At 64.6% G+C, this 15,199-nt stretch carries 13 protein-coding genes; 2 read left to right on the top strand and 11 right to left on the bottom strand.

Features of this window, described 5'->3' with window-relative positions:
* Positions 1-21: 21 nt before the first annotated feature.
* The 5 genes from NY08_RS20820 to NY08_RS20800 all read right to left on the bottom strand — a co-directional run bounded on the left by NY08_RS20820 (position 22) and on the right by NY08_RS20800 (position 5,267).
* A complete protein-coding gene (locus NY08_RS20820; RefSeq protein WP_045198537.1) occupies positions 22-1,314 on the bottom strand; it encodes a GAF domain-containing protein in 1,293 nt (430 codons plus the stop codon).
* 44 nt (positions 1,315-1,358) lie between these two features.
* A complete protein-coding gene (locus NY08_RS20815) occupies positions 1,359-2,126 on the bottom strand; it encodes an acetoin reductase (protein ID WP_045198535.1) in 768 nt (255 codons plus the stop codon).
* A complete protein-coding gene (locus NY08_RS20810) occupies positions 2,123-3,181 on the bottom strand; it encodes a 2,3-butanediol dehydrogenase (RefSeq protein ID WP_045198533.1) in 1,059 nt (352 codons plus the stop codon). The genes NY08_RS20815 and NY08_RS20810 overlap by 4 nt, the downstream gene beginning before the upstream one ends.
* A 79-nt stretch (positions 3,182-3,260) precedes the next feature.
* Positions 3,261-4,478, bottom strand: coding sequence for an FtsX-like permease family protein (locus NY08_RS20805; RefSeq protein ID WP_158462605.1), 1,218 nt, complete (start codon positions 4,476-4,478; stop codon positions 3,261-3,263).
* Positions 4,479-4,544: 66 nt separating this feature from the next.
* Positions 4,545-5,267 (bottom strand): ABC transporter ATP-binding protein, encoded by a 723-nt coding sequence (locus NY08_RS20800; RefSeq protein WP_045198530.1) that lies wholly within the window; start codon positions 5,265-5,267, stop codon positions 4,545-4,547.
* 71 nt (positions 5,268-5,338) lie between these two features.
* On the opposite strand from NY08_RS20800, the gene NY08_RS20795 reads away from it, so the two are divergent.
* Positions 5,339-5,902: a TetR/AcrR family transcriptional regulator gene (locus NY08_RS20795; protein ID WP_045198528.1), complete on the top strand. Its 564-nt coding sequence runs from the start codon at positions 5,339-5,341 to the stop codon at positions 5,900-5,902.
* Positions 5,903-5,908: 6 nt separating this feature from the next.
* Here NY08_RS20795 and NY08_RS26515 read toward each other — a convergent pair whose 3' ends face one another.
* Complete coding sequence (locus NY08_RS26515; RefSeq protein ID WP_235386983.1) at positions 5,909-6,193, bottom strand: helix-turn-helix domain-containing protein; 285 nt, start codon at positions 6,191-6,193, stop codon at positions 5,909-5,911.
* A 315-nt stretch (positions 6,194-6,508) separates the two neighbouring features.
* Between NY08_RS26515 and NY08_RS20785 the strand changes: the two genes are divergently transcribed.
* On the top strand, positions 6,509-8,350 hold the full coding sequence (locus tag NY08_RS20785) for a flavin-containing monooxygenase (RefSeq protein ID WP_045198526.1): 1,842 nt from the start codon (positions 6,509-6,511) through the stop codon (positions 8,348-8,350).
* 454 nt (positions 8,351-8,804) lie between these two features.
* Here NY08_RS20785 and NY08_RS20780 read toward each other — a convergent pair whose 3' ends face one another.
* The 5 genes from NY08_RS20780 to NY08_RS20760 all read right to left on the bottom strand — a co-directional run bounded on the left by NY08_RS20780 (position 8,805) and on the right by NY08_RS20760 (position 15,195).
* The gene (locus tag NY08_RS20780; protein WP_426374983.1) at positions 8,805-9,887 is read right to left on the bottom strand and encodes an IS110 family transposase; all 1,083 of its coding nucleotides are present in this window, start codon (positions 9,885-9,887) and stop codon (positions 8,805-8,807) included.
* A gap of 99 nt (positions 9,888-9,986) precedes the next feature.
* Positions 9,987-11,351, bottom strand: a complete 1,365-nt coding sequence (locus NY08_RS20775) for an NAD(P)/FAD-dependent oxidoreductase (RefSeq protein WP_045198524.1) — start codon at positions 11,349-11,351, stop codon at positions 9,987-9,989.
* 63 nt (positions 11,352-11,414) lie between these two features.
* The gene (locus NY08_RS20770; RefSeq protein WP_045198522.1) at positions 11,415-12,887 is read right to left on the bottom strand and encodes a carboxylesterase/lipase family protein; all 1,473 of its coding nucleotides are present in this window, start codon (positions 12,885-12,887) and stop codon (positions 11,415-11,417) included.
* A 45-nt stretch (positions 12,888-12,932) separates the two neighbouring features.
* The gene (locus tag NY08_RS20765) at positions 12,933-13,937 is read right to left on the bottom strand and encodes an aldo/keto reductase family protein (protein ID WP_045198520.1); all 1,005 of its coding nucleotides are present in this window, start codon (positions 13,935-13,937) and stop codon (positions 12,933-12,935) included.
* 22 nt (positions 13,938-13,959) lie between these two features.
* Positions 13,960-15,195 carry a hypothetical protein gene (locus NY08_RS20760; RefSeq protein WP_045198518.1) on the bottom strand — a complete coding sequence of 412 codons (1,236 nt, stop codon included), beginning with the start codon at positions 15,193-15,195 and terminating at the stop codon, positions 13,960-13,962.
* Positions 15,196-15,199 lie beyond the last annotated feature (4 nt).

Raw genomic sequence — 15,199 nt, 5'->3', positions numbered from 1 at the left:
TCCCCGATTCTGCGCTACGGCTCAGCCCCGTGCCGCCCGGATCGCAGGAGCCGACGAATGCGGGAGCAACCGACTCATCTCCGACGGCGTGACCACCTCAACGGTCGCCGATTCGTCCAACCGATACGGCTGCGTGGAGATGATGCCGGCGAGGTGTTTGCGCAGCCGCGACATCTCGGCCCGTACCGTGATCGCGCGGCCGTCGTCGCCGAAGAGATCGGCCGCCATCTGTGAGGCGGTACGTCCTTGTCGATGGGTGGCGAGCAGGTACATGATTTCGGCGTGCCGGGGTGTCGGTTCGTGTGTCCACTCCCCCACCTCGCTGCGCACTTCGATGCGAGGCTTCTGCGAATTGCGCAGGTCGATACGGATTCTCGTCGATCCGATGTCGGCGACGCCGGAATCCATCGTGCTGGTGGGTCGGACGAGCCATCCACCGGGCAGGGGTTCGAAGTCGCACACGCCCAGGGTCGGCAGCCAGAAGCGTCCGGTCGCGAGATCCTCGGGCAGCAGGATGCGATTGCGCAGCGCTACCGATTCGACGGCCGCGACCCAGCCGTTCGCGTCGACGGCCAGGGCCGGGGATTGCAGTCGCGCGAGCATCGGTGCGGCCACCGACCGCAGTCGATCCAGTGTGCTCCGATGCAGTTCTCGCAGTTGGGATTCGGCCAATCGTGCGACGGCGTCGACCAGCGCGATGGTGGTGGGGTGCACCGTCTTGGCCGGCCCGCTGACGTCGATCGCGCCCAACACCTGACCGGTTCGCGGATCACGGATCGGTGCGCCGGCGCAGGTCCACGAATGATGGCTGCGCACATAGTGTTCGGCCGAGAAGATCTGGACCGCGCGGCGTGAGACCAGGGCAGTTCCGATGGCGTTGGTACCCACCGAATCCTCGGCCCAGTTCGCGCCTTCCACGAAGCCGAGGTCGTCGGCCCGATCCAGCACCGAGGTCGATCCGCTGCGCCACAGCACCCTGCCGTGCCGATCGGCGACCACGAGTATGTTGTCGCCGTCCTGCACCACCGACTCCAGTCCGCGCGCCAGGTCGTCGAGGATGTCGAACAATCCCGATTCTCGACGGCTGAGTTCGAGGTCTGAGACGTCCATCTGCGTCTCGGCGGGGTTACCCAACTCCGGATCGATACCCAGGGTCTGCAACCGCCGCCACGAGTCCCCGATGACCTCGCGGGGCCGTGCGGGCGACTTGCCGCCGGTCATGGTCGCGTCGTACACGGCCGTGAGAATCTGCGCGTAGCGGCGCGGGTCTTCGCCGGCCGCCAGCGCAGGTTCGGGGCCTGTCGACTGCGTCATCACAGTCAATTGTGCTCCAGCTCACAAATCGGAATGAACGGGGGTCACCGGTAGACCAGACCACCGTCGATCAACGGTGCCTGGCCCGTCATGTAGTCCGAGTCGGGCCCGGCGAGATACGAGACGAACGCTGCGACGTCCTCGGGCGTCTGCGCGCGACCGAGGGCGATACCGCCGACGAATTTGTCGTACGTCTCGCCTTCGGCGGCACCGGTCAACTCGGCGAATCGCTTGTCGATGGTGACCCACATGTCGGTTCCGACCACACCGGGGCAGTACGCGTTGACGGTGATTCCCTCGGCGGCATACTCCTTCGCCGCTGCCTGGGTCAGGGCACGTACCGCGAATTTCGTTGCGCTGTAGACCCCGAGCATCGCGAACCCGTCGTGACCGGCGATCGAGGACGCGTTGATGATCTTGCCCTTCCGGCCGAGAGCCTTGAATTTCGCTGCGGCAGCTTGAATTCCCCACAGCACGCCGTCGACGTTGACGGCCCAGATCTTCGCGACGTCCTCGGGGCGCACATCGTCGAGTGGGGCGACCTGCGCGATGCCCGCATTGTTGACGATCACGTCGAAGCCGCCGAGTGCCTCGTTGGTGTGTTCGACGGCGGCGAACACCTGATCGCGATCGCTGACATCGGCCACGAATGTCGTTGCTTTCGAGCCTGTTCGACGCACCTCGTCGGCCACGCCTGCAATCTTGTCCTCGTTCAGGTCCGCCAGCGCGATGTCGTGGCCGTCGTTCGCCAACCGCAAGGCGATGGCCCGGCCGATGCCCTGCCCGGCGCCCGTCACCAACACCGCGCTCATGACGCTGCTCCGGTGGAGGGGTCGACCAGGACCTTCATCTTGGTGCCCGCATGCAGCGCCTCGAATCCATCGTCGATGACGCCGTCGAGCGTGATCTTGTCCACCCACCCCGTCGTGTCGTAGTGGCCCTGGCTCATCAGGTCGATGACGGCCTCGTAGTCGGCGGCGGTGTAGCAGAGCGAGCCCTGGATTCTCGATTCGTTCATCACCAGCTTCTGCAGCGGTGTGGTCAACGGCTTTTCGTAGATCGCGACGCTGACCAGCGGCTTACGCGCTCCGATGCACCCGAGGGCGGTCTCGACGGCAGGTTGCACGCCTGCCGCGTCGTAGATGGCGTCGGCCCCGTTGCCGTCGGTGAGGTCGGCGATGAACGCGGGGACGTCGACGGCCGTCGGATCGAGTGTCTTCGCACCGAGTGCTTCGATCGATGCTCGACGCGTCGGCGAGGGCTCGACGACGTAGACGTTGTCGAGACCCTTACCGCGCAGGGCGAACCACAGTCCGATGCCGATGGGGCCGGCTCCGAACACCATCGCGGTGTCCTCGGGCTTCGGATCTCCCAGTGTCGCAGCGTGATAGGCGACCGACATCGGTTCGACGAGGGCTCCGAGTTCGAGGGAGACGTTGTCGGGCAAGGCGTGGATCATGTCGGTGGGTACCACGGTGTACTCGGCCATTCCGCCGTCGGACATCAGTCCGTGGAAACCGATCTGCGCGCAGATGTTGTAGTTGCCGGCCCGGCACGGTCCGCAGTGGCCGCAGCGGTACAGCGGCTCGATGGCCACGCGGTCGCCCACCGCGATGCCGGTCACGCCCTTCCCGAGCTCGGTGACCGTTCCCGAGAACTCGTGGCCCAGCACCAGCGGCATCTCCTGTCCGGTCAGCGGATGCGGCGAGGTGGGGATGAAGATGGGGCCCGCGTAGTACTCGTGCAGGTCGGTTCCGCAGATTCCGTTGAACCCGACCTTGACCTTGACCTGGCCTTCACCGGGACTGGGCTCGGGAACGTCGGTGATCTCCACCTTGTTCGGTCCGTAATACACAGCTGCGCGCATCGGTTCTCACTCCTGATCGTCGGATGCATTCATGTCTATGTGATGCCGGCCACTTCGGACAGGGTTGCAGCGCGTTGCATCACGGTCCGACAACCGAGTTGATGGTTCGGCGACCCGCAGCGAAAGTCACCCCCATGGCCAGGACAGTGCCGACCGCCAGCACCGCGAGCGCGATCGTCGGTGACAGTGCGGCCAAAGGGCTACCGCTCTTGACATAGGCGTACGGCACTACGGCGAGAACGGCTCCGATCGTTCCCACAGTCCCGGCTGCAAGCACGGCGACCGCTGTTTCGAGCATCAGCATTCCAACGGTCTGACCGGATGTCGCGCCGATCCGGTACATCACCCCGAATTCCCCGCTCCGCCGCCCGATCGACGCAACCAGGTTGTTGATCAGGGCAATCGCCATGAAAGCCGCGACGAGGCCGACCACCGAGTAGTTGATCGACGCCATCAGTTGCCCCTCGGTGCCCACGCCGGCCGAGGAGTCCTCCAGATGCTGCATCGTCAGGGTCCCCACACTCACCCCGACGAACAGAGTAAGGAACATCGCCGTCGGTCGCGCTCCTTCCACCGCAATCGCATTGATGGTGGCGAGATATCCGCTGACCCCGCTTTTCTTGAAGAAGAGCGTACAGGCGCGGCAAACGGCGCCGAGCATCTCTCGTGTCAGTAGAGCAAGACCGATGGCCACGAGCACAGTCCCCGGCCCTGCAGTTGCGGTCGCCGCGGCACCGTCCGGTTCGACGGCGAACGCGGCCGTCGACGATCCCATCCCGACAGCGAGCACAAGTGCAGCGGCCACCCGACGCCGCCTCATGCTGTCGTGCTGCGACGCGGTCTGTCGCGAACCAAATTGTGCCGCAACACCACTGATCGCAACGAGACACCCTGTCGCAACACTCGTCATGACGATCCCGGGCGAATAGTCAGTTGCCGTGTCGACCATTCCGATGGTGTGCAGTCTTGCGAAGATGATCGAACCCAGCACCGTCCCCGCGGCCGCCGCGGGAATCGCCACAATCGTTCCCACGACTGCCGTCTCGAGGCAGATGAGCTGGCGAATCTGAGTTCCGGTGGCACCGAGTCGACGCAGGGTGTCGAATTCCCCTGCACGCGCAAGCATTACCACACTGACCGTGGACGCTATCGCGAACATCGAAATGGCCAGGACCCAGCTGCCGAGAATGGCAGGAAACATCAGCAGGAATTGTTGATCATCCGGGTTTGCTGCCGATCGACTGGAGGCCAAGAGACCGACGAACGCCAACACCAACGTCAGTCCGCCGAAGAGCACGACCGCAGCTGGTACGTAAAGACGTCGCCTATTCCACAGAGTTCGGATCGCATAGTTCAGCATGTCTCACGCCGCCGCGACAAGGTCGGTCATTCGTGACGCAACCGCGCGCGCCGTCGGTGCACTCAGTTGGTCGACCAATCTGCCGTCGGCCAGAAACAGCACCTTGTCCGACGCGGCCGCCGCCACAGGGTCATGGGTAACCATGACGATGGTGCGGCCCGAGTCGGAAATTTTGCGGAGACTGCAGAGTACGTCTGCGGCGCTGTTGATGTCGAGTGCTCCGGTCGGTTCGTCAGCGAATACGATTGCAGGGTCACCGATCACAGCACGGGCAATCGCGACCCGTTGCTTCTGTCCACCCGAGAGGTGGTCGGGACCGCGGTCGGCGAAGTCTGCCAAGCCGACAGCGTCGAGCATCTCGATCGTGGTGCGTCGATCCGGTCGACGGCCGTCCAAGCGCAGTGGGAGTTCCACATTTTGCCGGACGGTCAGCGCGGGTAGGAGATCGAACGATTGGAATACAAAGCCCATCGAACGGCGTCGGGCACGGGTGAGGTCGTCACCCGATAGGGCTGTGATGTCGGTCCCGTCGAGAAGAACGCGTCCGTGTGACGGCATTGTCAGTCCTGCGGCACAGCGCAGCAGCGTGCTCTTGCCGGAACCAGACGGGCCCATCACCGAAGTGAAGGAACTCGTCGCGACTCGCACGCTGACGCCGCGCAGCACGGGGACCTCGTCGAACCCTTGGCGGTATCCAGCATGTACGTCGTGGATTTCGAGTGACATAGACGACCCCTTCGGCTAGAACGATCGTTTAAAACGAACGTTTATATCAGTGCAGTGCTAACCTACGCCCTGTGGGACATCGAGACAATCTGTTGAAGGCAGCTCGTTCCTGCCTGCTCGAAAAGGGCTACGCGCAGGTCACCGTTCGAGACCTCGTCGCCTCGTCGGGCGCAAATTTGGCGTCGATCAGCTACCACTTCGGATCAAAAGAACAGCTACTGACCCGCGCCTTGCTGGAACTCAACGCGGAATGGGGGACCAAGCTCTTCTCGGCGCTCGGTGGCGACCGAAACCTGCCGGCAGTCGATCGATGGGCTCGGATCATTGCGTCCATCGAGGCGAACCGGGCGCTCTGGTTCGTCAATTTCGAATCCATCGGGTACGTCCAACGCGACCCAGAGGTGCGCGCGCTCAACTCATCCGGGCAGGCCCAGTCGAGGGAAGCGCTCGCCCAGGCGTTCGGCGGACTCGGACCGGACGCAGATCCGTCCGACATCCATGCCGTGGGATCGCACTACTACTCGCTGCTCACCGGTCTGGCGGTGCAGATACTGACCGACCCGGCTGCGGCACCGACAGCGGCGGACATCGTGCGCGCGGACGAATACGTCAAGCCGGCAACCTCGTCCCGATAGCGCCGGTCAGGATTCCATCACGATCACCTGCGCACCACCGCCGAGCAACGCGACCGCTGACAGACCGAACATCGCATTGAATGCGGTACTGAAGTGTGATGGTGAGGCGAAGCCGGCCTCGATAGAAGCCCGGGTCAGGTCATCACCCGCGGCGACCGCGGCACCGACGTGAAGCATCCTGGCCCACAATCGATATCGGCGGAAGCTGGTGCCGGTCTCGGCCGCGAACAGGTGCAGAAATCGTGATGTCGACAGGTTCACTGCAGCAGCGAGATCTGCGGCCGAACCCACGGCTCCGGGTTTCTTTCCCCTCGACCACGGCAAACGCCTGGCGGAGGACTTCCCGCACTCGCGATTCGCGATGGTCGAGCACTCGCGCACCTGGGTGTCCGAGGATCGACCAGCCGAGCTGGCTTTGCTGATCGCCGACTTCGTTCGGGAGACGTCGAGCTGCAGTCGATGACTCGAGATCGGGTGCAGCCAACCGCGGTGAGCGCGGTCGTCTGCACCCGATTCGCACTGCAACCCACTGCAACTCTCGACCCTTGCGCGCATCAGGAGTGTGCTGGGTCACATCGCTGGAACCACGAATCGCTAGGAGTTTTCATGACCCAGACCATCGAGCCGGTCGAGATCACCCGCACGCACACCCCGCAGGAACGGGTCGACGCCTGGCTGTCGAAGTTCGAGGAAGCCCTGGTCGCACGTGATATCCCTCGGGTAGCCGGCATGTTCGCCGTCAGCAGCTTCTGGCGCGATCTCGTGACGTTCACCTGGAATCTCAAGACCGTCGAAGGCCGTGACGGTGTCAGCGACATGCTGTCCGAGCGCCTCGACGACACCGATCCGACGGGCTTTCACACCACCGAGGTTCCCGACGAGGCGGACGGCGTCGTCTCGGCGTGGATCGAGTTCGAGACCGCCACGAGCCGCGGCAAAGGACATCTGCGCCTGACGGTGGACGCGGACACGGGCGAGGACGTGGCCTGGACGCTGCTGACCACGATGCAGGAGCTCAAGGGATACGAGGAACGGCAGGGCAGGACTCGCATCAAGGGCGCGGTGCACGGCTCGAATGCCGACACCCAGAACTGGGCGGAGAAGAAGGAGATCGAGGAGTCCGAGCTGGGCTACAGCGTGCAGCCGTACGCCCTCGTGATCGGCGGAGGCCAGGGCGGCATCGCTCTGGGCGCGCGGTTCAGGCAGCTCGGTGTGCCTGCGATCGTCGTCGACCGGGCCGACCGTCCCGGCGACCAGTGGCGCGGACGCTACAAGTCGCTGTGCCTGCACGATCCGGTCTGGTACGACCACCTCCCCTACCTGCCGTTCCCGCCGAACTGGCCGGTGTTCGCGCCGAAGGACAAGATCGGCGACTGGCTCGAGATGTACACCAAGGTCATGGAGGTGCCGTACTGGAGCAAGACCACCGCGAAGTCCGCGACCTACGACGAGGTGGCGAAGGAGTGGACGGTCGTCGTCGATCGCGACGGTGAGGAAGTGATTCTGCGGCCCAAGCAGTTGGTGATGGCCACCGGAATGTCCGGAAAGAAGAATGTTCCGAACTTCCCCGGCATGGACGAGTTCGAGGGCGAGCAGCATCATTCCAGCGAACACCCCGGTCCCGACGCGTATGTCGGCAAGCGCGTCGTGGTGGTCGGTTCCAACAATTCTGCACACGACATCTGCAAGGCACTGTACGAGACGGGCGTCGACGTGACGATGCTGCAGCGCTCGTCCACGCACATCGTCAAGTCCGATTCGCTGTGCGAGATCGCGCTGGGAGATCTGTACTCCGAGCGGGCCGTCGAGTCCGGAATGACCACGGGCAAGGCCGATCTGACGTTCGCTTCCTTGCCCTATCGGATCATGCACGAGTTCCAGATTCCGGTGTATCAGCAGATCGCGGAGCAGGACAAGGACTTCTACGATCGGTTGGAGAAGGCCGGGTTCCAACTCGACTTCGGTGACGACGGATCAGGGTTGTTCATGAAATACCTGCGCCGCGGCTCGGGCTACTACATCGACGTCGGCGCATCCGAGCTGGTCGCGGACGGGAAGATCAAACTCGTTGCCGGACAGGTGGAACGCATCAGCAAGACGGGCGTCGTACTCGACGACGGCACCGAGCTTCCGGCGGATCTCATCGTCTACGCCACCGGCTACGGCTCGATGAACGGCTGGGTCGCCGATCTGATCGATCAGGAGACCGCGGACAAGGTCGGCAAGTGCTGGGGACTCGGCTCGAACACCACCAAGGATCCCGGTCCGTGGGAGGGCGAGCAGCGCAACATGTGGAAGCCGACGCAGCAGGAGAACTTCTGGTTCCACGGCGGCAATCTGCATCAGTCCCGGCACTATTCGCTGTACCTGGCACTGCAGATCAAGGCGCGCTACGAGGGCATCGACACCCCGGTCTACGGGTTGCAGGAAGTGCATCACCTGCGGTGACTGATGTGAGCGGAAGTTCGTAGCCTGCTACGAAATTCGGAGTGGAGCCTGCGGAACGACCGCAGGCTCCGCGCTCACGTGCGGCGCAGCCGCTCTCATATGGAGGTCGGCCTGTCAACGACGGCATGGTGAAGCGGTGGCACGCACCGTCGTGTGTGCCACCGCTTCCTGTTGCCGGGATGGTGATCGATGCGAGTGGGAGGTGAGCGTGTCGTAGTGTTCGACGCGTCGTCAACTCTCATATACGCGGGTTGGTTACCGCAGGACGGACTGTTTCGGCTGGAGTGGATCGCAAGTCTATGAGTCGAGCGTGATCCCAACGCGCAGTTGAGGATTGCTCATAGGCGGCTAGCGGGTCACTCCCAGACGCTCGGCCACATCCCACATCGTCGTCGACCGTTCATTCCGGACATCTATCCCGACGCAGATCGCTACTTCGGCGTCGGAGCTTCAGTCATTCCTCGAGCGTGGCCAACGACCAGCACCAGCCGGCCAGCTCTCGTGCGATCCCGGCATTGGCGACCACCGCACGTTTACCGCGTTCGTCGAAATGTTCCCACCGTGCGTGCAGCCGCCGGTTCGCTTGATGTCCTCGCGCTTTGGCTTTGGGAGTCGACGCCTTCCACCGTGCCACCAGTTCACGCCCCGGCCGATACGGCTTGCGATGATGCCAGGCAGCCTCGACCAGCAGTCGGCGTACGTGAGCATTGCCGGTTTTGCTGACACCGCCCTGCGACCGGGATTCACCGGAAGAATGCTCGGTCGGGATCAACCCGACGAACGCACCGATCGAGCGGCCGGTCAACCGGTCCCACTCACCGATCTCCGTCGCCAAACCGAACGCTGTCAACGTCGCCACCCCACGAAGGCACCCCAGCCGGGTCACCACCGGAGTGAACGACGAATGCGCAGCCATGTCCGCGATGGCGGTATCGAGACGATTCCGGCGTTCGGTGGTGGCGATGACGGTCTCGTAGGCGGTGTCGTAGGTGATCTGCAGTGCACGTGAATCGAACCGCTGGCGACGTAACCACAGATCGTGGGCTGCGGTCCAGGGTTTGCCGCCGCTGTAGATGATCCCTTGACGCAGCAGCACATGTGTCAGGCGATGCTGTGCGGACACCAGATCGCCGCGGCAGTCCTCCCTTGCTCGCACCAGATCACGAGCGGACTCCTGCTCGGTACTCGGAATCAGAACCGGCACAATAGAACTCAAATGAAGCAACCGAGCCAAATGCCGGGCATCACGGGCATCGGTCTTGATGCGGTCACCAGGGGGACGCTGAATTTTCGACGGTGCCGCCACCACACAATCGACACCGGCGGCCAACAGAAAACGGGCCAGACCGAAACCGGTCGGGCCCGCCTCGTAGACGACATGCACCAGTCCTGGCAGCGAACGAATCCACTCCAGGATTTCTTTGTGATCAGGCGACATGCGACGCTCGAACAACTCGCCCGTCTCGCCATCCAAACCGCACGCCACCACCGATCGTGCGTGCACATCCAAACCAACACTCGTACGATGATTCTTCACTGGGGCCTCCCACATCTGTGGCTCTACCGGCCAGGACCCACTCCTGTCGGCAACCCACGCTTACATGCGGAGGGGCCCCAGCCAAGACCTCCATACCGTCTAGTCGTACAGATCGATTGCCTGAGCCTTCTTGATCAGCGCATCCTCGGATCGCACCTGCGCGAGGTTGACGACCCGTGTCGGCAGCACCGAGGAATACAGCCAGTCCGTCGCCACCCGCACTCGGGCGGAGACCGTCGGCAACGCGTAGAGGTGATATCCGCGCGCGACGAACTTCGCCACAGGTCCGGTCAGCGGAATGCCGAGTGGTTTTGCGACACCGTCGAATCCGCCGAGGTCGGCGACCAACCCCAGATCCTTGTGCTTGTACGGACGTGCCTGCCCGACGCCCATCGACGCCGCGACATTGCGTGCAACGGCAACGCCCTGCCGCTGGGCGTGCTGAGCCGTCGGTGGTGTCGGCTTCGACGGGTCGGCGGCGAGGTCGGGGACTGCGGCCGCGTCGCCGATCGCCCAGACGTCCGATACGTCGGGGACGGTCATGTCCGCTCGGACGACGAGGCGTCCGCCCGCTGTCGGTAGACCCAGCTGCGCGATGAGAGGGCTCGGTGCGACGCCTGCTCCCCAGACCAGAGTTCGGGACGGAATGACCTCGTCGTCGGTGAGCGTCACCGACGTTGCGGTGGCCGAGGCCACCGACACACCGAGCCGCACGTCCACACCCCTGTCGGCGAGCACGGCGAGCGCTTCTCGACCGAGTCGCTCACCGAGCTCGGGAAGTACCGCATCGGCCACGTCGACGAGCACCCAGCGCACCTCGTCGGGGTCGACGGTCGCCCATCGGGATGCGATACCACGAACCCAATTCTGCATCTGGGCAACGAATTCGGTGCCGGTGTAGCCCGCACCCACGGCCACCACGGTCAACCGCTCGGCGCGTTCGCTCCGGCCTTCCGGGGTGTCGGGCAGGGCATCGGCCGCGTCGAGTTGCGCGAGCACATGGTTGCGGATGTAGACGGCCTCGCTCAACGTCTTGAGCCCGTACGCATGCTCGTCGACGCCGGGGATGTCGAACTGCTTGGTCACCGAACCGGGCGCGAGTATCAGCTTGTCCCACTCGAGCGTCGACTCACCGTCGGGGCCGGTCACCGTCAGCTCGCGCGCCTCGAAATCGACGGTGGTGACGTGACCGAGCACCAACTTGACGCCCGGCAGTGCCTGACGAGAGGAGACGGCGATGTCCCGCGGATCGAGCACACCGGTGGCGACCTCGGGCAGCAGCGGACTGTAGAGCAGGTAGTCGGTGGGAGCCACCAACGTCAGCACGGCGCGGTCGGGCCCCAGCAGCTTCGACAGCCGCTGCAGAGCGTTGAATCCGCCGAAGCCGCCTCCGACCACCACGACGCGAGCAGGCCGCGCGGGGGCCGGAGAACTCGAACCGAAACCGGGAAGGAATCTGCGCATATCCGAGATTAACCCGACGGCGGCAGGCCTCGCAGACGACGTTCGGAGGTTGTGGAGCGGAGGTCAGCGCACCCCGTCCCACACCGCGCGTGTCGCCGGCCTCGGGTCGAGGGCGACGCCGGGCTCGTTGCCGAACATCATCACGGCGCGGTCGGTGCCGTACGAGTCCCAGCCTGGAGTGCCGTCGCGCACGAAGTCGACCCAGGCGCGGTGCATCAGGTCGGCCACCTGCTGAGGCGGGTTCGGTCCCGTGATGCGCGAGGTCTCGGGCTTGTGCAACATGTCGAATACGAACGGGATCTCGAGTGCGTGGCAGGCACCGAGGGCACCGTCGAACAGCGATGAGCGCCAGGTGAATTCGTAGACGAAGGCGTTGCCGGAGCGGGCTTCGACCAGACGCGTCGCCGGGATACGGAAGAACCAGTCGGTCATGACGGCGATCATCAGCTCGCCGGCAGAGGCGTCGGGCAGCTGTTCGCGGTACTTCTCCAGCGCCGACGCATCGGCTCGGTACCCGGCGAGGACCATCTTCACGTAGTCCTCGGTGAGGTGCGGGACCAGCCCGGCCGGGACGATGAAGAAGGCGTGCTCTTCGCTGGTGGTCCCGATCAACACATCCACCTGCGCGCTCGCGCCGTCGCCGATACGCGAAAAGGGCAGTGCCGGAACGATATCGCCGTCGATGTACGGTTCGAAGGCCATCACGTTCAGGGCCAGCTCACCCCACGCTCCGGTCGGAGCCTCGGCAGTGATCCGATCCGACAGTTCGCGTTGAGCGTCGACCAACGCGTCCACCGGTACCGAACCCAGGCCGTCGACCGTGGCCTCGACGCCGAGCGAGGCCGCCAACGCCGCGGAGACCTTTGCGGCTGTCTCGGCGGTGATGACGTGGTGCCCGGCTCCGCTCTGCAGAATCGCCCGGTGGAAGAGCCCGTCGGCACTAGGCATCGACATCAGGGTGCCGACGCTCATCGCACCGGCCGACTCCCCCGCGATGGTCACCTGCGCGGGGTCGCCGCCGTAGGAGGTGATGTGGTCACGTACCCATTCGAGGGCTGCGACCTGATCGAGCATTCCTCGATTGGCCGGGGCACCGTCGATCGACGCGAAACCGTCGACTCCGAGGCGGTAGTTGATCACCACGGCGACGACGCCGTCCCGGGCGAAGGCGGAACCGTCGTACGTGGGAATGGCGTTGCTGCCGTTGACGAATGCGCCGCCGTGGATCCAGACGAAGACCGGTGCCGATCCCGCGACGTCGGGGGTGAAGACGTTGACGTTGAGGCACTCTTCGCCGGGTACCACCGGCTCGCTGAGGATCTCGCTGGTCGGCGGCCGGTAGCCCACCTTGGGGACGGTTGCCCCGAGCTCGAGGGCGTCGCGCACGCCGTTCCAGGTCGGCGGCGGCGAGGGTGCCTGGAATCGGCGGGGCCCGAACGGGGCCTCGGCGTACGGAACTCCGAGGAACGAGATGATGCCTGCGTCGGTCCGACCGCGAACCTGGCCCTGAGGTGTATCGACGGTGATCGTGTCCATACCTCATTACTACCCTGTTCGGATCGGACCGACGCCCTCAGGCGGTCAGACCAGACGTGCCTCGGGTGAACCCGTCTTGCCCGGGTCGCGCTCGACGGAATCGCCGAGGGCGTCGTCGATCTTGGCGAGCACGTCGGCGTCGAGCGTCACTTCGGAGGCCTTGATGTTCTCGGCGATCTGCTCGGGGCGGGAGGCCCCGACGAGTGCGGCGGCGATGTTGTCGTTTGCCAGTACCCACGCAACGGCCAACTGCGCCATGGTGATTCCGAGATCATCGGCGATCGGCTTCAGCTGCTGCACTCGGGTGAGCGTCTGATCGTCGAGGTAGCGCGCGATCATCTTGTCGCCGCCCTTGTCGTCCTTGGCGCGCGAACCGTCGGGCAGGGGTTGGCCGGGGAGGTACTTTCCGGTGAGCACACCCTGGGCGATGGGCGACCAGACGATCTGCGAGATGCCCAGCTCCTTCGACGTCGGGATCACCTGGTCCTCGATGACGCGCCACAGCGCGGAGTACTGCGGCTGATTCGAGATGATCGAGAAGCCGTTCTGCCGGGCGAGTTCCTGACCGGCCCGGAGCTGGTCGGCGGTCCATTCGGAGACGCCGATGTAGAGCGCCTTGCCCTGGCGGACGACGTCACCGAAGGCAGCGATGGTCTCTTCGAGCGGTGTCTCGACGTCGTAGCGATGCGCTTGGTAGAGGTCGACGTAGTCGGTGCCGAGCCGACGCAGCGAGGCGTCGATGCCTTCGAGGATGTGCTTGCGAGAGAGTCCGGTGTCGTTTGGACCCTTGGGCCCGACTGGGAAGTAGACCTTGGTGAAAATCTCCAGCGATTCCCGACGCTCGCCCTTCAGCGCTTCACCGAGGACGGTCTCTGCCGCTCCGTTGGCGTACACGTCGGCGGTATCGAAGGTGGTGATGCCCGCATCGAGCGCCGCGCGCACGCACTGGGTTGCGATGTCGTTCTCCACCTGCGATCCGTGCGTCAACCAGTTGCCGTAGGTGATCTCCGAAATCTTCAGTCCACTGTTTCCGAGGTATCTGTAAGCCATACAGAAAACGGTACTCCGGTGGTCAGTTCGATAGTGGCCGACGACCGAGAGCCCACATCCCGACGCCGCAGAGGACGACCGTCACGACGGCCGCACCGGTCGACAACCACAGCTCGGTGCTGGGCCAACTACTGTGCACGACAGACGTCAGCGGCGTGTACGCCGTCCAGCCGTAGGTGACCACCATCGGCACGGTGATCGCGACCGGCACCGCGAGGCCGAGGGTCGCCGGTGCAGGGTCGGCGGGTGTGCGCGCCACGTAGAGGTAGGCCGTAGCGGCCGGAAACACGATCAGAGACGCCACATAGTGAACGTTGTCCAGCGGCGGCTGCGCGAACAGTGCCGTCGAGCAGACCACCGCCAGCACTGCGACACCGACCATCGGACGCCCCCAACGCAATCCGAGTGCAGCGCCGGCCGCAACCGACAGTGCGATGACGGCCACGATTCCGAGTGTCCAGACTCCGTCCGACACTTCGATACCCACACCCGACGTGGTGGTCGAGGCGAGCAACACGGCCGTTCCGGCGAGAACCGTCACGCCACCGCGACCCGGCAGCAAGCCGGCCGCCCCGAACAACACGGGTACGACGAAGAGGCCGAAATACCACCGGCCACTGAACCCGTACTCACCATGGAACACGCTGTGCCCGAACAGCATATCGAGCAATAGCCCACCGATGGCCACCAGCAGTATCGCCGAGACCGCGCGAACACCACGATCGGTGGCCGGGCTGTGGGCCTGGCTTTCGACGCGAGCCGCCCACGCCGCTACCAACCCCACGAGCACGCAGAGCACCGGCACGACCACCGGTGTACCCAGCTCGGACTCGGCGAGGTAGTCGGCGTAACGCCGTGGAATGCCTGGGTACTGCAACGCTTCGATCGCGCCTGTGCTGAGCAGTCCGAGAACGAACGACGCGGCCAGCAGCGCCTGACGAACTCGTTCGCGATTGGCATGTACTGCGCTGCATCCCAACAGAACTCCACCTGCCACCACCTCGACGAAGTCGGACGAGAGCAGCAGCACCGAGCCGCCGATGGCGACAGCAGCGGCGATGGACAGGCCGGCCAGAATACTGCGCCGACGAACGAACATCGCCAGACCCGACGCCAGAATCACTGCCACCGCGACTCCTCCGCCGCCACTGGAAAACAGCACCCCGCCGAAGCCGGTGTCGCGGAGGATATCGATCCCGTCCGGCTGCATCGACAATCCTGCCAGCAATCCGGTCAGCAGTACCCCGAGCGCAGTCATGCCC

This window comes from Rhodococcus sp. B7740 (genome assembly GCF_000954115.1).
Lineage (GTDB): Bacteria > Actinomycetota > Actinomycetes > Mycobacteriales > Mycobacteriaceae > Rhodococcoides.
This window is presented reverse-complemented; position numbering and strand designations above follow the sequence as displayed.